Source organism: Aestuariispira insulae (assembly GCF_003385955.1).
In the GTDB taxonomy this organism is placed as follows: domain Bacteria; phylum Pseudomonadota; class Alphaproteobacteria; order UBA8366; family Aestuariispiraceae; genus Aestuariispira; species Aestuariispira insulae.
This window is the reverse complement of sequence record NZ_QRDW01000022.1, coordinates 1-22,484: the sequence shown is the minus strand read 5'-3', so window position 1 is coordinate 22,484 and position 22,484 is coordinate 1. Positions and strand designations below refer to the sequence as shown.

General features: G+C 53.9%; 20 protein-coding genes. 17 read left to right on the top strand and 3 right to left on the bottom strand.

Annotated elements, in window-relative coordinates:
* Window positions 1-98: 98 nt before the first annotated feature.
* Window positions 99-911, bottom strand: coding sequence for a substrate-binding periplasmic protein (locus DFP90_RS22125; RefSeq protein WP_115939645.1), 813 nt, complete (start codon window positions 909-911; stop codon window positions 99-101).
* Window positions 912-1,478: 567 nt separating this feature from the next.
* Between DFP90_RS22125 and ehuR the strand changes: the two genes are divergently transcribed.
* The 13 genes from ehuR to DFP90_RS22060 all read left to right on the top strand — a co-directional run bounded on the left by ehuR (window position 1,479) and on the right by DFP90_RS22060 (window position 14,226).
* Window positions 1,479-2,870 (top strand): MocR-like ectoine utilization transcription factor EhuR, encoded by a 1,392-nt coding sequence (gene ehuR / locus DFP90_RS22120; protein WP_115939643.1) that lies wholly within the window; start codon window positions 1,479-1,481, stop codon window positions 2,868-2,870.
* A 255-nt stretch (window positions 2,871-3,125) separates the two neighbouring features.
* The gene (locus tag DFP90_RS22115; protein WP_115939641.1) at window positions 3,126-4,139 is read left to right on the top strand and encodes a TRAP transporter substrate-binding protein; all 1,014 of its coding nucleotides are present in this window, start codon (window positions 3,126-3,128) and stop codon (window positions 4,137-4,139) included.
* A gap of 90 nt (window positions 4,140-4,229) precedes the next feature.
* Entirely contained in the window at window positions 4,230-4,841 is a 612-nt protein-coding gene (locus tag DFP90_RS22110) for a TRAP transporter small permease (RefSeq protein WP_115939639.1), read from the top strand.
* 17 nt (window positions 4,842-4,858) lie between these two features.
* Entirely contained in the window at window positions 4,859-6,142 is a 1,284-nt protein-coding gene (locus DFP90_RS22105; RefSeq protein WP_115939637.1) for a TRAP transporter large permease, read from the top strand.
* Between the two features lie 18 nt (window positions 6,143-6,160).
* Complete coding sequence (locus DFP90_RS22100; protein WP_115939635.1) at window positions 6,161-6,598, top strand: universal stress protein; 438 nt, start codon at window positions 6,161-6,163, stop codon at window positions 6,596-6,598.
* Between the two features lie 29 nt (window positions 6,599-6,627).
* Window positions 6,628-7,413, top strand: a complete 786-nt coding sequence (locus tag DFP90_RS22095; RefSeq protein ID WP_245957149.1) for a maleate cis-trans isomerase family protein — start codon at window positions 6,628-6,630, stop codon at window positions 7,411-7,413.
* 1 nt (window position 7,414) lies between these two features.
* Complete coding sequence (gene eutB, locus DFP90_RS22090; RefSeq protein WP_115939631.1) at window positions 7,415-8,401, top strand: hydroxyectoine utilization dehydratase EutB; 987 nt, start codon at window positions 7,415-7,417, stop codon at window positions 8,399-8,401.
* 10 nt (window positions 8,402-8,411) lie between these two features.
* The gene (locus tag DFP90_RS22085; protein WP_115939629.1) at window positions 8,412-9,404 is read left to right on the top strand and encodes a cyclodeaminase; all 993 of its coding nucleotides are present in this window, start codon (window positions 8,412-8,414) and stop codon (window positions 9,402-9,404) included.
* A 22-nt stretch (window positions 9,405-9,426) separates the two neighbouring features.
* Complete coding sequence (gene doeA / locus DFP90_RS22080) at window positions 9,427-10,602, top strand: ectoine hydrolase DoeA (RefSeq protein ID WP_115939627.1); 1,176 nt, start codon at window positions 9,427-9,429, stop codon at window positions 10,600-10,602.
* Window positions 10,603-10,607: 5 nt separating this feature from the next.
* Window positions 10,608-11,606 (top strand): N(2)-acetyl-L-2,4-diaminobutanoate deacetylase DoeB, encoded by a 999-nt coding sequence (doeB, locus tag DFP90_RS22075; protein WP_218044775.1) that lies wholly within the window; start codon window positions 10,608-10,610, stop codon window positions 11,604-11,606.
* 3 nt (window positions 11,607-11,609) lie between these two features.
* A complete protein-coding gene (locus DFP90_RS22070; protein ID WP_115939625.1) occupies window positions 11,610-12,098 on the top strand; it encodes an Lrp/AsnC family transcriptional regulator in 489 nt (162 codons plus the stop codon).
* A 439-nt stretch (window positions 12,099-12,537) separates the two neighbouring features.
* Window positions 12,538-13,335 (top strand): helix-turn-helix transcriptional regulator, encoded by a 798-nt coding sequence (locus tag DFP90_RS22065; RefSeq protein ID WP_115939623.1) that lies wholly within the window; start codon window positions 12,538-12,540, stop codon window positions 13,333-13,335.
* Between the two features lie 102 nt (window positions 13,336-13,437).
* Window positions 13,438-14,226, top strand: coding sequence for a helix-turn-helix transcriptional regulator (locus DFP90_RS22060; protein WP_115939621.1), 789 nt, complete (start codon window positions 13,438-13,440; stop codon window positions 14,224-14,226).
* A gap of 68 nt (window positions 14,227-14,294) precedes the next feature.
* Here DFP90_RS22060 and DFP90_RS22055 read toward each other — a convergent pair whose 3' ends face one another.
* Window positions 14,295-17,201 carry a calcium-binding protein gene (locus tag DFP90_RS22055; protein ID WP_115939619.1) on the bottom strand — a complete coding sequence of 969 codons (2,907 nt, stop codon included), beginning with the start codon at window positions 17,199-17,201 and terminating at the stop codon, window positions 14,295-14,297.
* Window positions 17,202-17,596: 395 nt separating this feature from the next.
* Between DFP90_RS22055 and DFP90_RS22050 the strand changes: the two genes are divergently transcribed.
* The 4 genes from DFP90_RS22050 (at window position 17,597) to DFP90_RS22035 (ending at window position 21,987) form a co-directional block, all read left to right on the top strand.
* Window positions 17,597-17,902, top strand: a complete 306-nt coding sequence (locus tag DFP90_RS22050; protein WP_115939617.1) for a hypothetical protein — start codon at window positions 17,597-17,599, stop codon at window positions 17,900-17,902.
* 154 nt (window positions 17,903-18,056) lie between these two features.
* Window positions 18,057-19,733, top strand: coding sequence for a type I secretion system permease/ATPase (locus tag DFP90_RS22045; RefSeq protein WP_181905519.1), 1,677 nt, complete (start codon window positions 18,057-18,059; stop codon window positions 19,731-19,733).
* An 83-nt stretch (window positions 19,734-19,816) separates the two neighbouring features.
* Window positions 19,817-21,121 (top strand): HlyD family type I secretion periplasmic adaptor subunit, encoded by a 1,305-nt coding sequence (locus DFP90_RS22040; protein WP_181905518.1) that lies wholly within the window; start codon window positions 19,817-19,819, stop codon window positions 21,119-21,121.
* A gap of 80 nt (window positions 21,122-21,201) precedes the next feature.
* Window positions 21,202-21,987, top strand: a complete 786-nt coding sequence (locus tag DFP90_RS22035; RefSeq protein ID WP_115939611.1) for a hypothetical protein — start codon at window positions 21,202-21,204, stop codon at window positions 21,985-21,987.
* A gap of 117 nt (window positions 21,988-22,104) precedes the next feature.
* Here DFP90_RS22035 and DFP90_RS22030 read toward each other — a convergent pair.
* Window positions 22,105-22,484, bottom strand: a 380-nt coding sequence (locus DFP90_RS22030) for an IS66 family transposase (protein WP_147301111.1), incomplete at its 5' end; no start/stop codon positions are given.

Genomic DNA, 22,484 nt, shown 5'->3' with positions numbered 1-22,484 from the left:
ATCTGTTCTTCGCTAAATCGACTGCGCTTCATGTCCGTCTCCTTTTATTGGACGGACTCTACTCATTTTTGGAGGAGTTTTAAGGGCTCACGTCACAGCTAACGTAAATTGAAATTCTCTCGTGGAAATGCATTCATCAGATTGTGCGCTGCGATGATTTCCTGAATGGTTCCGTCAGATTTCATTTCCATGATGGCCATATTAAAATCTTTCAGAATAGTATCTTTCTTCGGATGTGCTTTCCCAATGATTAAGTAGTAGCGCAAAACCGCCAACGGTCTTCCAAAAAACTCAAACTCATCGGACCATTGGGAGAAACGGGTATTAATCAGATGCATACCGACAACGTTGGTAAATGGGGCGATGTCCACACGCCCATAATAGAGCATTCGTATAATAACAGAAGGATTACTCAATTCGATTTTGTTGAGAAAGTCCGCTTGATCAAACTCGTTACCATTGGATGCTGATCGTATAATACCAATACGAACGTTTCTCAGGTCTTCTAACGAATTATAGCTAATATTGGTTTCGCGACGCTTCAAAAATAATATGGGGGTCACCAGGTAAGGCAAGCTGTAGTCAAATTTCTGCGCACGATCATCATTATGATATGCAGCGACAATTGCGTCGCTCTTAAGCGTTTCAACCATCACCAAGGCGCGTTTCCAGGGAATCGTTTCCACCTTTGGATCGTAGCCCGCAATCCGGAAAGCCTTTGTGACAATATCGGTTGCTAATCCTTCCCCAGAAATCTTCTCTGAGGTGATTGGCGGCCAAGGATCTTGCACCAAACGAATTATATTTCCATCATTAGCAATCGCTGGATAGGGAAGGAGGAAAAACAACATCATGCCAGTACAGATGGCGGCCGCATTCTTCTTTGAAATCAAATGAAATACTGTCTTCATTCTCAGGATGTGACCTCATTTTGTTGAACGGAAGACATTGATCTTTCCCAAATGCCCTGGAGGAGGATCCGTTAGCAGATTTTGTAGAGGGCGAAGCAAATTTTTGTATGCAAGGTCTTTCGTAAGATACCATCAGAGATAATGCAAGACAAGGATCTGACCAGGCTCAAGCGTCCAATGTAGACGTTCGAATAACGTCGCTCCGCCATGGCTGCCGCGTGGCATAGCCTGATAATCGGATAGGGATAAAGAGATGGCGTTGAAGAGTGAGATGATTACGACGAGAGGCCTGCATCTAGGTAAATTTGAAGAAATTGCAATCTGATCTGATCTGATTTCTTAACCAATTCCCAAACCCGGCGACACTCAATGAACTGCCAATATTCCCCATACGATAACAGGCGTAAAAATTCTGCACACGCAAAGCTGTGCTCAGGAGACATCAATGGGATTTTCCAACCTGCTGGCCTCGTTTATTGGATGTGCCGCCTGTAGAGCAGCACGTGATCATCATTTGCTCTCAGGAAAACAGTTGCACCGCGCACAGGACAATCGTTAAATTGACGCATGACAAATTGGATACCGACAAAAGACTGCCTTAGCCATCCGCTTCACACCAGCCTTGCCGCCGCGATGAAATCCGCGATAGAGGACGGGCGTCTGCCTGCGGGCACCAAGCTGCCGCCGCATCGCGACCTGGCGCATGATATCGGAATCAGTGTGCATACCGTCAGCAAAGCCTATGAAGGCCTACGGCGCCAGGGACTGGTCGGCAGCCATGTCGGGCGCGGCACCTATGTCCTGGATCCGGGGCGGCCCTCGCAGCAGCCGTTTCTGATGGACCGCGACCCGAATGGCATCATCGACCTGTCGATTTCGCGGCCGGTCTATGATCCCTATCATGCAAAAGTCATGGACGGGACCCTGCGCAATCTGCCGGAAGGCCTTGATCATGATACCTATCTCGCCTGCCGTCCAAATGTGGGGTTGAAAGCCCATCGTGAATCCGGCGTCAAATGGCTGCGTCGGTGCGGCCTGGAGACCAAACCTGAGAATATCATCATGACCAATGGTGTCTGCAATGGCATGACCACGGCCCTTGCCACAATCGCCCATTATGGCGACACCGTGGTAACCGAGGATATCGCCCATCATCTGATCATTTCCCTTTGCGCCTATTTTGGGCTGAAATTGAAAGGATTGCAGACGGACCAGGATGGAATTGTCCCTGAAGCCTTTGAAAAAGCCTGCAAGGCCCAGGAAGTCAAGGTGCTGTTCACGGTGCCGACCCAGGCCAACCCCACCGTCACAACCGTGCCCGACGAGAGACGGCGGAAGCTGGCTGAAATCGCGCGCCATCATGATGTGACCATCATCGAGGATGATGTCTGGGGGCCTTTAATGACGGACCGCCCGGTCCCGATCTCCATGCTCGCGCCGGAACGCAGCATTTATCTAACCTCCTTCTCGAAATGCACTTTATCCGGACTGCGGGCCGGCTACATGGTGGCCCCGGATCAGCTGATCCCGGCCCTGACCGGCCGTATGCTGGTCTTCAACTGGATGGCAACGCCGCTGGTCACGGAAATCGCCAGCCGCTGGGTCGAAGATGGCACAGCGGAAGAACTCGTCGCCTGGCAGCGACGGGAACTGGCCTTACGCCATGCGGTGGTTGCCGAGGAAATGGCGGAGTTTGACTGGCGAGGCAATCCGGCGGCCTTGCATTTCTGGCTCAGGCTGCCGGAAACCTGGACCCCGGAAGCATTCGTAGAACATGCCCAGGCATTGGGGGTCGCTGTTGCCCCACCCCGACCTTTTGCCGCGCCTGAATGCAAGACGCCACATGCAGTGCGTGTATCTTTGGGCGGAGCACACTCCGCTTCCAGCTTCCGTCGTGGCCTTAAGTTATTGAGCAATCTACTTAAACGTCGGCCGGACCCGATCGCACAGCCCTTCTAAGGCAGCATCGAGTCATTGAACTGCGTCAATATAACAATTGACTTGCATTACAATTTAAATGTTTCCTCTTCCCATTCCTGGTGAAACCCCGCCGGTGCGTGAACGAACCGGATGACGCTTTCTGAGGAAGCGTTGTTTGAAGCGGGGCCCCGGGGGACTCCTGATCCGATTGCGGCTGACATGGGTGGCAATACCCAGGCCCCCGGCGGGTAAGGAAGTCCGAACCATAATTTGTAGAATGGAGAGGTTTGCACGATGACCACGAAAACAAGTTTTTTGGCCGCCCTGACCGCGATGGCGGCATTTGTGACAGGTATATCGGGAGCACATGCGGAAAAATGGAGATATGCCTTTGAGGAATCCCTGACCGAGGTTCAAGGCGTATATGCCACCAAATTCAAGGAAGAGATTGAGGCAAACTCGGATCATGAAGTGCTTCTATTCCCCTACGGGACATTGGGAGAATCTGCCGACATTATGGAGCAGGCTCAGGCCGGCATTCTGCAGTTTGTTGATCAGTCCCCAGGATTCACCGGTTCCTTGATCCCGGAAGCCCAGGTGTTTTTTGTTCCTTATCTGCTGCCAACTGACCAGGAACATCTCAGCCGTTTCTACAAGAACAGCAAGGCAATCAACGAGGATTTCAAAGATCTTTATGCCAATCAGGGGCTTGAATTGCTCAACATGTTCCCCGAGGGCGAAGTGGCTATGACCACCAAAGACCCGGTCACAGGCTGCGAGGATCTCAATGAGGTTAAATTCCGGGTCATGACCAACCCGCTGCTGGTGGAATCCTACAAGGCCTTTGGCGCCATTCCGACGCCGCTGCCCTGGGGTGAGGTTTATGGCGGCCTGCAGCTCAACATCATCCAGGGCCAGGAAAACCCGACCTTCTTCCTTTATTCCACCAAGATCTATGAGGTCACCGATCACATCACCTATGCCGGGCACAACAATTTCACCACGGCAGTGATGGCAAATAAGGAATTTTTTGACGGCTTGAGCCCGGCAGATCAGAAGGTGGTCAATGATGCTGCCGCCGCGGCTTATGACTATATCGTCAGCTACCAGCAGGGCCTGGCTGAGCAGGAGCTCGACAAGATCAAAAAAGCCAAGCCGGAAATGACGGTGACGGTCCTCTCCGAGGAACAGCGCTCCTGCTTCAAGGATGCCGCCAAGGATGTCGAAGCCAAATTCATCGAGATGACCGGTGACAGCGGCAAGGCGATCCTTGACCAGTTGAAGGCCGATCTCAAGGCGACAATGTAAGCCCCCTCCTGCTTCGGAGGCGTCAGGTGGTCCGGGTGGTGTGTGAAACACCCCCCGGCCCCCCGGCGAAAAACTGTTGAGGAGGGTTATATGGAAACCAAATTGGCAGAGAACGGGACCAGTCTAGACGAGAAACAGGACCCAAAGCGGATCTGTTCAAGCCTGCTCGGTATCCAGGGAAAGATTGATTCCCTGATCGGCCGCTTTGAGTCTTTCATGCTGGCAACCGGGGTTTTGCTGATGGCTGGCAATACGGTCGCCAATGTGATCGGCCGTTATATCTTTCAGCACAGCCTGTTTTTCACCGAAGAGGTAAACCGCATCCTGATCATCCTGATCACCTTTGCGGGCGTTGGCTATGCCGCCCGCCAGGGGCGCCATATCCGCATGTCGGCGATTTACGACGCATTGCCGGTCAGGATGCGCAAGTTCCTAATGATCACCATTTCCGTGGTCACTGCGGGGATGATGTTCCTGCTGTGTTATTTCTCGTTGGCCTATATCGGCAAGGTGATGGCCAGTGGCCGGGTCCTGCCGGCGCTGCAGATACCTGTCTGGTGGATATTCGTTTGGGTGCCTCTCGGCTTTTTCATGACCGGCCTCCAATATCTGCTGACCGCCGTCAAAAACATCCTCGAAAAAGACGTCTATCTCTCCACCAGTGTGCTGGAGGGCTATGACGATACCGAGATAGAAATTTAGAACCGGGAGTTAAGACAATGGCCGCCGCAATGATGTTGGCAATGATTATCCTGCTGCTTCTGGGCTTTCCGATGATGGTGCCTTTGATTATCGCTGCACTCATCGGCTTTTATGAAATTTTCGGCGGGGTCGGGAAGATGGATTTTATGGTCCAGCAGTTCCTGACCGGCATCCGTCCGGCATCCCTGATCGCGGTGCCTATGTTCATCCTGGCCGCAGACATCATGACGCGCGGTGAATCCGCGAGGCGTATGATCGATATGGTGATGGCCTTCATAGGCCATGTCAAAGGCGGCCTGGCGGTCAGCACCGCGACGGCCTGTACGCTTTTTGGCGCGGTTTCCGGTTCGACCCAGGCAACAGTGGTTGCTGTCGGTTCACCGCTGCGCCCGCGCATGCTGAAGGCCGGATACAAGGATTCCTTCATCCTGGCCCTGATCGTCAATTCCAGCGACATCGCCTTCCTGATCCCGCCCAGCATCGGCATGATCATCTACGGCGTCGTTTCCAATACCTCAATTGCGGAACTGTTCATCGCCGGAATCGGACCGGGGCTTTTGATCCTGTTGTTTTTCACAGTCTACAGCGTGATTTATGCCACTTTGACCAATGTGCCGACCGAACCGAAAGCCAGTTGGGGCGAACGATTGACCGCGGTGCGCCAGGCAGTTTGGCCGCTGGGTTTCCCGGTGATCATCATCGGCGGGATCTATGGCGGCGTCTTCAGCCCGACAGAAGCGGCGGCTGCCTGCGTCCTTTATGCCATTATCCTGGAATTCCTGGTCTTCCGCTCACTGAATCTGCCGGACATCTATGCAATTGCGAAATCCACCGGACTGATCACGGCCGTGGTCTTCATCCTGGTTGCCGCCGGCAGCGCTTTTTCCTGGGTTATTTCCTTTGCCCAGATCCCCCAGGCCATGCTGGGCGCCATCGGCATCACTGAAATGGGGGCGATCGGAGTCCTTTTTGTGATCTCGATCGCCTTTTTCATCGGCTGCATGTTTGTCGATCCCATCGTGGTCATCCTGGTGCTGGTGCCGATCTTTGCTCCCGTAGTGAAATCGGTCGGCCTGGATCCGGTGCTGGTCGGAACCATCATCACCCTGCAGGTGGCGATCGGGTCTGCAACACCGCCCTTCGGCTGCGATATTTTCACCGCCATCGCCATTTTCAAGCGGCCCTATCTGGATGTGGTCCGGGGCACGCCGCCTTTTGTCCTGATGCTGTTGTCGGTCGCCGTCCTGCTGATCTTTTTCCCCGAAATCGCCCTGACATTGCGGGATGTCGCCTTCAGGTAAACCAGAGGAGTTGTGACCATGTTTGACCGGATCTTGGTACCCGTTGATGGATCGGATGGCGCGCTGGCCGCTCTGAGGCAGGCCATTCTTCTACAGGAAAAATTCGCCTCCCAGCTGTTCATCCTGAGCGTCTATCGCCATTACAGCCTGCTAGAGGCCTCCATGTCGATGGTGCGGCCGGAAGCGCCGGAAAACCTGGATGATTCCATGCGGGAATATGCCACCGGCGTGGTCGAACAGGCCAAACAAATCGCCCGGAATTCCGGTGTTGCGGACGTGCGCGGTTTCGTCAAAAGCGGGCCACCGGCCCGGACCATCGTCCAATTTGCCACCGAACGGGAGATCAACCTGATCATCCTGGGCAGCCGTGGGGTCGGTGACATCGAAAATTATCTGCTGGGCAGCGTCTCACACAAGGTGACCAGCCTGGCGCAATGCCCGGTCATGGTCGTATGACGGCGCAAGGTAACAGAGGAATTAAATTAGTGAACACACGGACTGAAATCGGCGATTGCGCCTCCGAAATTCGCTTCGAGGATATCGCGCCCGGCGGGCGGGTCGGCCTGCTCGCCCTGGCGACAGACCTGAACAGTGAAACCGACCTTCGGCGGATCTTTCCCAGCGGGATTGAGATCTTCACCAATAGAGTCACCAATGCCAATCCTGTGACCATGGATAACCTGCGCGCCATGTCAGGCGACATCACGCGGGCCGCAGCGGGGATCCTGCCGGGCTATGGCGTCGATGTGGTGATCTATGGATGCACATCCGGCACCGTGGCGATCGGCGAAGCGCAACTGGAAAAACTGATCAGGGCCGCCCATCCCGATACGCCAAGCACCAACCCGATCACCGCCACCCGAAATGCCCTACGGGCTTTCGGGGCGAAAAAGATCTCGATCTTAACCCCTTATACCCGTGCAGTGAATGAAACAATGCTAGCGCATTTCCTCAACGAGGGATTTGAGGTTTTAAGCATTGAGGGCTTCGGCCTGGACAAGGATCTCGATATGACCTGCCTTCCGGCACAGGCAATTCATAACGCTGCGATCAAGGCCTGCCGTGATGAGGCGGATCTGCTGTTCATATCCTGCACGGCCCTCAGGTCCGCCACGGCCATTGAAGCCCTGGAACAGAAATTAGGGAAGCCTGTGGTGACCAGCAACCAAGCCATTGTCTGGCATGCCCTTCAATTGATGGAGAGCCCCGCAAGGGTCGAGGGCTTCGGACGGCTGTTTGATCTCACTCTCAACCCCAAAGGCAGTATGTGAAATGAGTAATACCGTGAATATGAGCGAGATCTATGTGGCACGCCGCAGAATCTCCGGCCATGTCCTCCAGACACCGGCACGCCATTCCGCCAGTCTGTCCGGTCTGACCGGTTCACCAGTTCATGTAAAATGGGAACAGAACCAAATCACCGGCAGCTTCAAACTGCGCGGCGCAACCAATGCGATTCTGTCGCTGAGCGATGATCAAAAAGCACGGGGAGTGGTTGGGGTCTCCACCGGCAATCACGGCCGTGCGCTGGCCTATGCGGCAAGCCGCGCCGGTGTCCGTGCGGTGATCTGCATGTCGGACCTGGTGCCGGAAAACAAGGTGTCCGCCATCAGGAGCCTTGGTGCCGATGTCCGCATCATCGGCAAAAGCCAGGATGATGCCGAGGTCGAGGTAGAGCGCCTGATCCACGAGGAGGGCATGACGCCGCTGCCGCCTTTTGATCATCCGGACATCATTGCCGGGGCAGGAACGGTTGGCCTCGAGCTGATCGAGGCTCTCCCGGACCTGGAGGCGGTCTATGTGCCGCTCTCCGGTGGCGGATTGCTGGCCGGGGTGGCCAGGGTGGTGAAAGCGGTCAACCCGGACTGCCGGGTGATCGGCGTCTCCATGGAGCGTGGCAGTGCCATGTACCAGAGCCAAAAGGTTGGAAAACCGATCCTGGTGGAGGAATTGCCCACCCTGGCGGATGCACTGGGCGGTGGCATCGGACTCAATAACCGTTTCACCTTCAATATGGTGCGTGACCTGGTGGATGACCTTCTCGTCGTGCCAGAAGCGGAAATCGCGGACGCGATCCGCCACGCATATTGGGAAGAAGGCGAAGTGATCGAGGGATCCGGTGCCGTCGGGATCGCGGCCCTGAAACTGTTCCCGCCGGAAAAAGCACGGAAAATTGCCCTGGTTGCCAGCGGCAAGAACCTGGATATGACGCTGCATCATTCGGTGATCAGCGGCTCCTATAACCCTTATGACAGTTGAGTATCAAGACATGACCGAAATCAACATCCTGACCAATAAAGACCTACGTGACGCCGTCAAGCTCAACCTGGAGGCCATCGACTGCATCGAAGCCGGCTTCCATGCCCTGGCCACCCAGCCGATTATCATGCCACCGATCATGCGGCTGGATATCCCGGAATATAACGGCGAGGTCGATGTTAAGACCGCCTATATCCCGGGTGTGGATAGCTTCGCCATCAAAATGAGCCCCGGTTTCTTCGACAATCCGAAACTGGGCCTGCCAAGCGTAAACGGCCTGATGGTGCTTTTTTCAGCAAAAACCGGCCTTGTCGAAGCGCTTCTGCTGGATAATGGTTACCTGACCGATGTCCGGACAGCCGCCGCCGGTGGCGTTGCCGCCAAATGGCTGTCCCGGAAGGATGCCAAACATGCGGGCATTGTCGGTGCCGGTGTGCAGGGCTTTATGCAACTGCAGGCATTGCGGTTGGTCCGCGATATCAAGACCGTTTCGGTCTGGGCCCGTGATCCAAACAAGGCAGAGGATTATGCCCGCCGGGTGCGCGATGAAATGGGGCTTACCTGCACGGTTGCCGACAAACCGGATCTCCTCGCGGAAACCAGCGATATCATTGTCACCACCACACCGGCAACTGAACCGCTGCTGGGACCTGAATGCCTGCGGCCAGGGCTGCATATCACCGCCATGGGATCAGATGCAGAACACAAGAACGAGCTGGCACCGGAATTGACTGCCAGGGCGGATCTCTATGTCCCGGACCATACCGACCAGTGCCGCCGCCTGGGGGAATTGCATCATGCCATCGATAAGGGGCTGATCGCGGCGGAAACACCCCAGATCCAGCTTGGTGAGGTTATCGCCGGGCTAAAACCGGGGCGCATCAGTGAGGATCAGATTACCATCGCCGATCTTACGGGCACCGGGATGCAGGATACCGCCATCGCCACCCTGGCACGCCAGGTTTCCGAAAAGGCAAATGCCGGGCAGATCATCCGGTCTTGATGTTGAGAGAAGAGTATTTGTCATGACTGTAAAGCATTTCAGCCGCCAGGAATTCGCCGACCGGATCGAAAAAGCCCGGCATGCGATGGCACGCACTGGCCTGGATACCCTGATCGTCACCGATCCGGCCAATATGAATTGGCTAACCGGCTATGACGGCTGGTCCTTCTATGTCCATCAGGCGGTGATCCTGCGCCAGGAGGAGGGACTGTTCTGGTTCGGCCGGGGCCAGGATGGCAATGGAGCCAGGCGCACCACCTTCCTGGCGGATGCCGACATCATCGGCTATCCCGATCATTATGTGCAATCGACCGAGCGACACCCCATGGACTATCTCTCGGGCATCCTGGCCCAGCGCGGTTGGGACAAGGGAACGCTCGGCATTGAGCTGGACAACTATTACTTCTCGGCGGCGGCCTATCTGTCTCTGGCTGAAAAACTGCCCAATGTGCAGTTGAAAAACGCGAACGGCCTGGTCAACTGGGAACGCGCCGTCAAATCCCCACAGGAACTGGTTTATATGCGCCGGGCCGGGCGCATCGTTGAGGAGATGCATAAGGCCATTTTCGAGAAGATCGAGCCCGGCATGCGCAAGAATGAGCTGGTGGCGGAAATATACCGGGCTGGGATTCTCGGGGCCGACAGCCATGGCGGCGACTACCCTTCCATCGTGCCCATGCTGCCCAGCGGCAAGGATGCCAGCGCACCGCATCTGACCTGGGACGATCTGCCGATCGAGAATAATCAGGGCACGTTTTTTGAAATCGCGGGCTGCCATCTGCGCTATCACTGCCCGCTGTCCCGGACCGTTTATCTGGGCCGGCCGCCGGAAAAATGGCGGACCGCGGAAAAAGCCCTCCAGGACGGGCTGGCCGCCGGGCTGGAAGCGGCCCGGCCCGGCAACCGGGTTCAGGATATCGCTAAGGCCTTTTTTGCCGAACTGGCAAAATCCGGCATCGAGAAGGACAGCCGCTGCGGCTATCCGATCGGCGTCAGCTATCCCCCGGACTGGGGCGAGCGCACCATGAGCCTGCGCCCGGGCGACACCACCTTCCTGCAGCCCGGGATGACCTTCCATTTCATGCCCGGCCTCTGGTTCGATGACTGGGGTATCGAGATCACCGAGAGCATCCTGATCACCGACCATGGCGTGGAACGGCTTGCAGATGTGCCGACCGAACTCTTTGTGAAGGATTGAGGAAGATGACCATGAAACCTTCTCCGATCAATTGCACCATCCCTTTGGACCGGGACGGCGTCCATCACGGGCATCTGAAACTACCTTATTCCAGTGACGCCTCCGCCTGGGGCGCCATCATGATCCCGATCTCCGTGGTCCGGCGGGGCGACGGTCCTGTGGCCCTGCTGACCGGGGCCAACCATGGTGACGAATATGAAGGGCCAATCGCATTACAGCGACTGATCAATGAGGTTGACCCGTCTGATGTGACCGGCACAGTAATTGTCGTCCCGGCGATGAATTATCCGGCCTTCCGGAAAGGCACCCGGACCTCTCCGATCGATCATGGGAACCTGAACCGTGTATTCCCCGGTCGGCCCGATGGCACGGTCACTGAGAAGATCGCCGATTATTTCCAACGCTACCTGCTGCCCCTGGCAGATTGGGTGCTTGACATCCATTCCGGCGGAAAAACCCTTGAGTTTGTGCCCTTTGCAGCAGCTCATATGCTGGAGAATAAGGTCCAGCAACAGCGCTGTGTCGAGGCTATGCGAGCCTTTTGCGCGCCCTACAGCATGATGATGCTGGAGATCGACAATATGGGCATGTATGACACCGCGGCCGAGGATATGGGCAAGGTCTTTGTATCCACCGAGCTTGGCGGCGGCGGCACCTCATCCGCCTATCTGGCAGATTGCGCCTATCGGGGGGTGAACAATTTCCTGGTTCATGCCGGGATTTTGAACCGGAAACCGGACTTGGCGGAAAGCACTGAGATTGCCATGCCGGATGGGGAATGTTTCATCACCTCGGAAAATGACGGACTGCTGGAATACTGCGTCGATCTGGGTCAGAAGATCGAGGCGGGCGAGGTAATCGCCCGCGTCTATGACATTGCCCGCAATGGTCAGCCGCCCGCTCTTTACACGGCCCGCCGTTCCGGCATCCTGGCCGGACGGCATTTCCCAGGGCTGATTGCTGTCGGTGACAACCTGGCGGTGATCGCGGAAATTGTGAGCTAAGCCATGAAACTGGACCGACTGGACCTCAAGATCCTTAAAATCATGCAGGAAAATGGGCGCATCACCAAGCTGCGCCTGGCGGAGAAAATAAATCTCTCGCCCACGGCCAGTTGGGAAAGATTGAGAAAACTGGAACAATCGGGTGTGATCGAAAGCTATCACGCCCGGTTGAACCTGGAAAAAGTTGTGAAGCTCATTGATGTGCTGGTGCATATCACGCTGAAACGCCACCGGCAGGAGGACTTCTCGATCTTCGAAAACAGGATCCGGCAGATCCCTGAAATCACCGAATGCCAGGCAACAGGCGGCGGCATGGATTATCTGATGAAGGTCACCGTGCCGGATATTGTCAGCTATCAGTCCCTGATGGATGACCTGCTGCAGGCGGAAATCGGAATTGACCGCTATTTCACCTATGTCGTGACGAAATCAATAAAACCGGCCGTTTCTCCGCTCTTGGACCGACTCCACTCATTTTTGGAGGAGTTTTAAGGGCTCACGTCAGACCTTGTTCTTTACCGGCGCTCTGAGGATGTATTTTTATAGCCAAACGTGCATTATTCAATTTCAACGATACGTTATTATGATACCTCTTCATAGAGAAAAAGCATCGATCCATAGCATTATACAATAACAAAAAATTGTAGTGTGATAGGGAGCTTTACTATGAATCTGTACACTCGGATACCGACATTTGATCTCTCCAGGAAAATATTGATAAAAAAGATAAATTCTCTTTTTTTATACCTCTTTTAGGATATTTTTTCATACCAAATCTTGAGTAAAATATGCGCGAATTGTTTGATGGAAAATCATCAATGTAACAAGGAAATGTGATTAGCAATTCATCACTGAAGCCGATAAGTCTGTTTTTAGGCATGAGGAAGAATCCTCTATTACTACAATCATAAGTAAGTATTGAGGATGAACTATGGACGTTTCGAAACAGCTCGACACCTGCGAAACAGAAACCGCGAATGTCAAACATCTAAACCATGACTGTATTAGCCTGAAAGAGGCACCATATATTTCCGAATTTCAATTTACTGCATTTGATGAAAGCACGGTTTATCGCGAGGCCGTTGATACACTGAAATCGTTGGGGATCAATTTCTTCGCCGGCATCTCCCTAGATAGTTTAGGCAACTTCCATTGCCATGGGAGGTTTCTGGAAAGACGAGACCGGTTGGAGAGAGTCAGGTTCAATCAAGAATTAATAGAATTGATGAATGGGTTGGCACCCGAGGTCAAACTTTTCGCCAGGAGCCGTAAAAGCCCCTTTGCTCTGGAGGCCAATCCGATTAAGTCGGACACAGTCTCAGAACAGGTCATGTCTTTTCCGCTAAAATTTGGCTATCCGGCCTGGCAATCTCTCTTATGTCTGCCGCTTGCAATCCATTCCGATTGGAAAGCTTATCTGTTTGGCTGCAAAACCCGCCTGTCACGAAAGGAAGGCGCAATAGCCAGTACCATTGCGTCCCTCTTGTCGGACTTCCCAGATAAATTCATGCCAAAAACACGTCCGGGTCTTCGGGCGCTGACATATGATGAACTCACTTGTATCGAATGGGCCGTAAAGGGAAAGACTCTTCGGGATATTGCCGACATTCTCGGAATATCGGTTGATGCCGTTAGATACAGGATCAAATCCGTGCGCGATCTCTACGGACTGAGGAACAATCTGGAACTCATCGCAAGGGTATCCATCGACTATAATCTTGAGCCCTAAAAACAGCCATATGCAGAAGCATATTGGCCTTTAATGGCAACGCAGAGCGGTTCTGATACCGGATAGACAGAGGGGGAACGACCACTTTCAAAGGCTGAGTACATGAGTAATGGATTTACCCTGTGGGACTGGATCTCAGAACATTCGGAGAAATTCTCGGCACCATCCATGAAAGAGGCTTCAGCCGACTTCATTTATAAGTTAGGTGAATTGGGATGCAGTTTTGTTGCCCTTGCTGGTGGACCGGAGACCTGCAAAGTACAGTATGAAATTTTTGGCCACGAAGGAAAATTGTTCGATCCATCACAGGAACTGTCTGTGGCAACCCTGGAAAATGTCAATGTCACCGATCCCAAACTGCACTATTTCGTCCGAAACTCGATAAAGACTGTCACAGAAAGAGATTTCCTCTCTCTGGATCCGGTCAATTTTCCAATCGTACTTCAGACACCGACACTGTTTGGTGGCAGCCCCTGGCAGACGGTCCTCAGCGTTCCCTATTGGAACACGGAAGGAAACCCGAAGAGACTTGTTGTCTGTTCCCAAGATATCCTTTCCATTCCCCAAAAACAGAAAATCCATTTCCTGATCACTTTATTCCGACAATGTCGGCTGGCATATTCCGAACCCAAGCGGGAATTGTCTTCTTTCTCACTAAAGCAAATCGAGTGCCTCTATCTGGCGGCCCGAGGCCAAAATCTGTCTGAGATTGCGTGGCGATTAAACATATCCCCTAGAACAGTGCGCTATCATTTGGAACGTGCCCGGGAAAACTATGGTTATGCGACAACACAGCAGGCAGTGGTGCAAGCGGCAAAGGATTTTGGTTTCTTCTCGATTGGCCTGACACGGAGATTGGCGTTCGATAAAAACCGTTTCCGTCGAAAGTAAAAAACACACGAAAAAAGCACCCCGCCGAAATACGACGGGGTGCAAAACACTTAACGATCACGTCGCGCTCAGCGCAGATTCTCTGCGTGTTTGCCCCCCTGGCTTTCCACGAGAATACCGATCATTCGGCAAAGCGGTACGCCCGCATAAAGGATAGCGGTTCCCAGACGGGATCCCCGATGATTTTCCGGATCACAGCGATGCGCCATTTCCTGTGCCCAAGCTCTGGCAAAAGGCGAGATGGCTTTCGTCAGCAGAGGGCTTTTCCGGAGGACCTTCACCAACGGGATCGCCCAAGCGTGATAGCCGCGAATCACTGTTTCACCCAACACCGCCCGGCCATATTCTGCATCCCATTGGTAAACATCATCCGTGATCAGCCCCATTTCATTCATATAGGTACAGATAACTGTGTTGGTCGCCAGAACAACATCCTCATTATTCTGTACTATATTCAGATCGCCACTCTGGAAGTCCTCAAGCCTGAGGGTCAGGTCATTGCTGTTATGGGTCAATACGGTATCCGCACCGCTTTGGCTCTGCGACCAATCATCCAGATCTCCATATTCTCCGGTGAACTGTATCAGATGTACCGTATCAGGATCGGCGCCAAAGCCACTGAAGGTTTTTGTGCCGGAAGATGCATCATCGAGAAAAACGACTTTCGACCCGGCATCCAGGAAAATGGAATCATCGCCAGTTTCCAAAAAGATATTGTCCTGACCACCACCGGTATGAATCACGTCATTTCCGGATCCACCATAAATGCTATCATTTCCATCGCCGCCATAAATCAGATCACTTCCCGATCCGCCATAGAGCAGATCGTTGCCAGTTCCAACCTGTGTGCTGCCGCCGCCAATGAGAGTGTCATTTCCAGCGCCACCATAAAGGGTGTCATTCTCGGCACCGCCATATCCCGTAAAGCGCCCGGACAGAACATCATTTCCATCCCCACCGTAGAGGGTGTCGGCCCCGCCGCCGCCGCCGATGAAATCGTTCCCGCCAAGGCCATGAATGACGTCATTGGTATCGCCAAGAGGATAGATATTGTCAGCATAGTCAGTCAGCTCGATGCCGGCATTCGATGTTGAGGCCGATAATGTCTTAATGAATGCCTCGGCCGTATCACCGCTCAATCCACTGGTCAGACCGGACAACTGAACCCGATCGTCACCTGTGCCACCGTCAATCACCAGCCCTGTCAGGTCCGAACCATATTCGACCGTGAAGACATCATCACCACTGCCGCCATAGAGGGTATCAGCCCCGCCGTTTCCGGCCAGCGTATTTGCCTGACCATCACCTGTAATCGTATCGGCATAGCTGGTTCCAACGACGGATTCCACGCTGTCAATGGTCAGGTCCAGATTGGCATCACTGTTGGAGAGATCGAACGTAATGGCCTGATTGAAGCTGCTGAAGTCGACCGTATCGTTGCCATTGCCCCCGTGGAACGTGACCTGTGCGTCAACAGCGGAATATGCATAAGTATCATTGCCATCACCACCATAGACACGATCATAGGCGTTTTCTTCAGCAGTGCCGGTGCCGCCCTTGATGTAATCCGCGCCGTCATAACCGAACACGTAAATCTTATAATCATCGGCGGAATCTGCTGTTGGGCTTCCGGCATAGATAATGTCAGAATAGTCACTGCCGGCCAGAATGACTTCATTCGTGGTACCGCTCGACGATATATTGGCACCCTGCACAATTTGTGGCCCATATGCGCCATATACGGCAATGGTATCACCTATTCCCAGCGACAGCCCATTGAGCAGATCATAGACATCACTGCCATCATCAACACTGGTGGAATATGTATTGCCTTCGCCATCCTGATAGTTATTTTCATTAATCCGTTTAATGATCAGCGCGTTATCCGCAATACTCTCGGCGACCTGCTGCCGCACCGACGAAGCCGACATACCGGTTGTCGCGGTGATTTCCGAAATCAGGGAACTGTCCAGTTCAAGCTTGCCGATCAGGCCACCGTTACTGCCAGCCGTTGTATCGGTCTCAATGCGGACGGTTCCGTCAAAATATTGCGCCGTAAAATCCGGCGCTTCGCTTGTCGCACCGGTATAGACAAAAACATCCGAACGGCTGTCGAAATCCGTCACATGCACATAATCCTGCTCATCTTGCGTGATTGTGGTGCTATCGTTATCAACCAGGCTGTTGACCAGTTGTGAGGCAAGGTTTGCCCCCAGGGATGCAGCATACCCTATAAATGGGTTGGAAATATTCAGTAACCCGGCTGAATATGTCAGAAACGTGGTTGGGTTCCAGTCTAGGAAGTCCGTACCGGCTGTTTCAATCACGATATCGCTCAAGCCGCCGCTGAAGATAATATCCCGCCCGGAACCGGTCGTTACCAAATCAATGTCAGAGCCGGTGCGCTCGCCGGCGTCAATGATGTCATCGCCGCTACCGCCATACAGCGTATCTTGGCCTCTTCCACCAAATAGCGCGTCATTCCCGCCACCGCCGTAAATGAGATCGCCGCCATCATTGCCCGAGAGTGTGTTGACTGATCCGTTACCCGTGATCGTATCAACCCCGCTTGAGCCAGACACATTTTCAATAGAGGAAATGGCGCTGAGACTGCTCGCCTCATTGTTGACTAAATCCACCTCGGTGTCCCAGGTCCAGTTCGAATAATCCAGAGTATCTGTGCCTGACCCGCCATAGAAGCTGCCTGCAACAGCAGGATCCTCCAGGATGTATGTGTCATCATCGCCACCACCATAAAAATCATAGTCCAGGTGATTTGCGTGAAGAATGTCATCGCCGCTTCCGCCGTAGAAGGTCACATCAAATGCAACTAGCTTCTGTGATTTCTGGGTAGAACCATCGAGGCTTACGCCATAGCTGTCCAACCCCCCGACAAGTCCCCCTCCGTCTGGCTGGTGGTGGTAGTCAGATACTGTGTCATCCCCGGAGGTACCTGTGAGTGTGTAGTCTGTCATTGTAATCTCCTGTCAATCGTTTTTCAGGCCTCGTCCGACTTAGGCAGTCCGGAGAAAGTGATTTTTCCTGTTAGGTGATCACATCTATTCCGGTGGTTCGTATGATCAGCGCGTCCGAGAAACCTGACATTCCCACCTTGATATCCTTTCACGCGCCAGAGTTGCCCGGCGACTGTCAGATTCGGTGTTGCCGTGGTCTCAGCAACGGGAAGCAATTGGTTATACATTTGAAATATATGTTTTTTTCCAAATCATGGGTGCCACATGAAAAAACCATGCAATCCCAAATTGTATGGTTTCTTTCATCAACACCGAATCTGACAGTCGCTTCGCTGGCCTAGGTTCCCGGATAATACCTGTATCTCGTAACAGGTAGTTTGGGAGTGTTTTAAAAGATGACCAACCAGATCTGGGTGGATTCCTGCCTCTATATTTCCGTGCAGCAGCCGAATATCGCAAAAATCACGTTCGGTACCGTTGAGATGGTGCCCCCTACTGCGGAAGAGCTTCAGCTTCCGGACAAACGAAAACGGCCCGGCCTGCGCGTGATCCAGCATCCGACACTCGCGATGCCGCTTTCTGCGCTGAAACAGCTTTTGGACAATATCGATAATCTCAAGAAGAACCCGCAACTGGCAGCGCAACTGGAAACAACCGACAGTCCGCCGGAGATGCACACGGCGTCAACCGTCACCGATTAAAGCCAGCTCAAAGGGGTCGGCCGCATAGTAAACAGGGAGTTGAACTATGTTTGCGGGTAAAAAGAGATCAGGTCCGCTGCAACAAAACATGCAGTCGGGAATAGTGGCAACAGGCCCGTTACCCCCGATCCGAAAAGCCGTTTGGAAAGCCATCATGGCCTCTTTGGTTCTCTCTGCCGTCATTAACTTACTGTTTTTGACGACACCGCTTTACATGATGCAAATTTTCGATCGGGTTTTATCCGGCCGTCGTGAAGAAACCCTGGTTCTGCTGACAGTCATCGCTGTATTCGCCTATATCGCCTATGGGTTTCTCGATTGGGCACGCAATCAATTGATGGCAGGGGCTGGAACATGGGTTGAACGGCAACTTGCCGGGCCAACCCTGATGGCTGCATTGAATTCAACTGTCCAGGGCAGCGCAATCAGCGGCCAGGGGCTGAGGGATCTCACCCAGGTCCGCAATCTGATCAGCGGCCGGTCCCTTTTCCCTTTGCTGGATTTTCCCTGGTCACTGATCTTTTTTGCCATCCTGTGGATGCTGGATTACCGATTGGGTATATATGCCCTCGCATGCACCTTCATTCTCGTCGCATTGGCTGTGGCAGGCGAAATGATCGCCCGCAGGGCACACAGGCGGGGGACCGACAAACAGGCCCTCGTCAATCGGTGGGCAGATCAGGCCATCGCACAGGCCGACGCCATCAAAGCGATGGGAATGCAGGATAACCTGCTGAAGCGTCATAAAAATCTGATGGATCAAACGCACCAGGAAAACCGGTGGGCTTCGGGCCTGATGGAAGCCTTTGCGGCCACCGCCCGGGCAGCCCGTCAAATTTCACAGCTGGGGATCATGGCATTGGCCGCTTGGTTGCTGCTGCAGGGTGACCTGTCGCCCGGCGTGGTCATTGGTGCGTCTATTATTCTGTCTCGGGCCTTGGCACCGGTCGATATCCTGATTTCCTCATGGCAGCAATTCATCACAGGCATCAATGCATATGGCCGCTTATGTTCATTGCTTGAAGCATACGAAAACAGGCAGGGTACGACGGAACCCCCGGAGCCGATGGCGCGTCTGGCTGTGATAAATCTTCACAAGCGTAATCCGCTATTGGCGAACAGCTTTCTGCTGCAGGGGATCAATCTTAATCTGTCCCAAAGTGAAGTGGTTGGGATAATAGGGCCATCAGGATCCGGCAAAACCACCCTGTGCCGCTTGCTTGCGGGGATCACCAGGCCCGATATCGGTGAGATCAGACTCGACGCGGCCAAGTTGGAACATTGGCCGGGCAGCCGCCTGGGTCGCTATATCGGCTACCTGCCGCAGGATGTTGGCTTGCCACCGGCGACGGTAGCCGAGACAATTGCACGCCTTTCCCCTGAACCTGATCTCGAACAGGTCTATACGGCTGCGCGCAATGCCGATGCCCATGATCTGATAATGTCGCTGCCAAACGGTTATGACACCCTGGTCGGCGCAGGCGGGGTCGCTCTTTCCGGCGGACAACGACAGCGAGTCGGACTGGCAAGGGCATTATTCGGCGATCCCGTTCTCCTGGTCCTGGACGAGCCAGATGCCCATCTGGACAACAATGGAATCCAAGCACTCGCCAATGCCATCACCAAAGTGAAGGCACGTGGCGCCATCACCGTGGTGGTATCGCACCGCCCGCAATTCATGCAACTGATGGATACGATCCTCCTGCTCTCTGAAGGAAAAATGGCTGATTGCGGTGCAAGGGATACGGTTCTGCCGAAATTACTGCGTAATGCGCCCCCTAAAGAATCGCAAAATGCTCCGCAAACAGTTGTCGCGGGAGGGGTGGGATGACCGTGAATCCGCAAGCAATCTGGAAGAGTATCACAGGATGGAAACCGGACAGGGAAACTGTTGGCAGGGACAGCCCTCCGCCAATGGCCGGGGATAGTATCGCTGCCGCCATCCGCCGACCTTTTATCCTGGGACTTATCGTCATAATCGGATTCGTTGGCGGATTGTCTGCATGGTCGGCATTGGCACCACTGACGGGGGCTGTCATCGCCAAAGGAAAAATCTCGTCCGAGGGCGCGACACGGACGGTGCAACATCTGGAGGGCGGGATCATAGACCGGATCCTAGTGAGGGAAGGCCAGAAGGTACGCGCAGGTGAAATTGTCATGACCCTGCAGGATATCCAGGCCCGCAGCGCATATGACGAATTGCTGTCAGTGTTGCAGACTTTGGAAGTACGCAAGAAAAGGTTGCTGGTCGAGCAGGCGGGGAAAAGAGACTGGAGCCCGGACCTGCTGCAGAACATCCATGATATTGACCGGAAACACCGCCGGACCTTGCTGAATGAAGTCAAACTGTTTCAAAGCCGTGTGAAGAGCTGGCAGCAGGAAGGAGAGATATATGCTTCCCGGATCCAGCAGCTGAAACATGTGATTGACGGCTTGATGGAACAGAATATCGAGCTGCAACAGCAGCAGAGCCTGCTGGAAGGTGAAATCGCCGATGTTCAATCCCTCGTCGACAAAGGGCTTGAACGTCGGCCGCGCATATTGGGTCTTAAACGGCTTTTGCATCAATTGCGCGAGAAGCAGGCCTTCAACCGCGGACGGATCGCAGAAACACGCGAACAGGTCAGCGACTTCGAACTGAGACGTCTGAATTCATACAGCCGTCGACAGGAAGAAATCGATGCTGAAATATCTGATGTCCAGAACCAGATAACACAGCTCCGGGAAAAGCTTGGTGCGGCGAAGGATATCCTGGAGCGGACCATGTTGCGTGCACCGGTCAGCGGTACGGTTGCCAATGTGCAGATTAATACTACGGGCGGAGTGCTGTCGCCGGGAGCGGATGTTCTGGATATCGTGCCGGAAGGCGAACCCATTGTCATTCAGGCCCGCGTGAGCCCGACAGATATCGATGATGTCCGCCCTCATCAGCCCGCTTTTGTGCATCTTTCCGCCTATAGCTTCCGCTATACCGATCCCCTGCCCGGAAAGGTACTGACGGTCTCTGCGGATCTGATTGAGGAAAAAGAAACGCAACAGGCTTTTTATACAGCACGGATCATGATTGCGGAAGAATCCCTGGCCGACCTGCCGACGGATGTGAAGCTGACTTCCGGCATGCCAACGGAAGTCTTCATAGCCACCGAGGCCAGAACAATCCTCACCTACCTTTTTCAACCGATGTTGGAGTATGTCAATCGGGCTTTCCGGGAATCCTAACCGAAAATGGTTCGCCGCCACCGAACCGCGGTTTGTGGCTGGGATTGGCAAGTCCGAAGTATCTTTTGGGAGTATCAAGCATGGCCCTTAATATCGTCCGCTTCATCAAGAGCTTTTTCAACCCCGAGAAGAAGGATGCCAAAGGCAGAGTCTCCGTGGGTTGGCTGATTGATGCGCCCTCCGCCGGCCTGATCTATGATCCGCCACGCCGTGTCAAGTCCGCAGCTTTGTGCAAACATGCCAAATCCGCATCCCGCTGTCCGGCCGTTCTTGATCTGGAGGCCCGGTATTTTGAAATACCCTGCCCCTTTGACCTGCATCTGAGGATCGCCAAGGACAAAGAAGGCCGCTGGTGCATACAAAACATGGCGGATGAAACCAGCGGGATACGCCCGGGCCGGGTCCAGCAACAGGTGCATTTGATCAATGAATCGGAATGGCGCCATCCGGATCGGCCGATGTTGCAGATCGGCGCGCCCTACCGGTTTGTCACCGATGATGTTGTTTACCTGACCCAATGCGATCCATTCATGGATTATAAAGCGCGAGGCTGGCCCGGCATGGTGTTTGGCGGCCGGTTCCCGGCACATATCTGGCCACGGTCCCTTATGTGGGCATTCGAGTGGCATGACCTGACGCGGCCGCTGGTACTGAAACGGGGCGATCCCTGGTTCTATGTCTATTTCGAAAGTGAGACCCCGGACAAGAAGGTCAGGCTGGTCCAGGCGGAAATGACTCAGGAACTGACCCGCTATACCCGCCAGATCGACGGTGTGACGAATTACGTCAATCAGACATATTCTCTTTTCGAACGTGCTGTTCAGGAGCGTCCGGCAAGACTATTGACTGTGCGCGAACAGCGATAACCCATTTTGGGCGCGGATCCATTGCACACAGAAACTGATGTGGTTTTGCCGTCGCCCGCATTCCAGTAGGCTTCGCAGCTGGGCGTTTTCTCAAAAAGTAAGCGCCCGGTCGGCTGATCAAGCGGCCAGTTTTTCCTGATCGGCCTTGAAGTTCCAGGGCAGCAGTTCTTCGATCCGATTGATGGGATGATCCGCGATAATAGATAACACGTGGGTCAGCCAGGCCTGGGGATCGATACCGTTCAATTTGGCGGTTTCGATCAAAGTGTAGATGTTGGCGGCGCGTTCGCCACCGGCATCTGACCCGGCAAACAACCAGTTTTTGCGGCCAAGGGCGATGCCACGGACGGATCTTTCCGCCGCGTTATTGTCGATGGCCAGCCGGCCATCCTGGAGATAGATCTCCAGCCGCTTCATCCGGGTGACGGCATAGCGGATTGCTCCCGCCAGGGCGGAACGCGCAGGCAAACGGGTGAGCTGACCCTGCAACCAGCCCT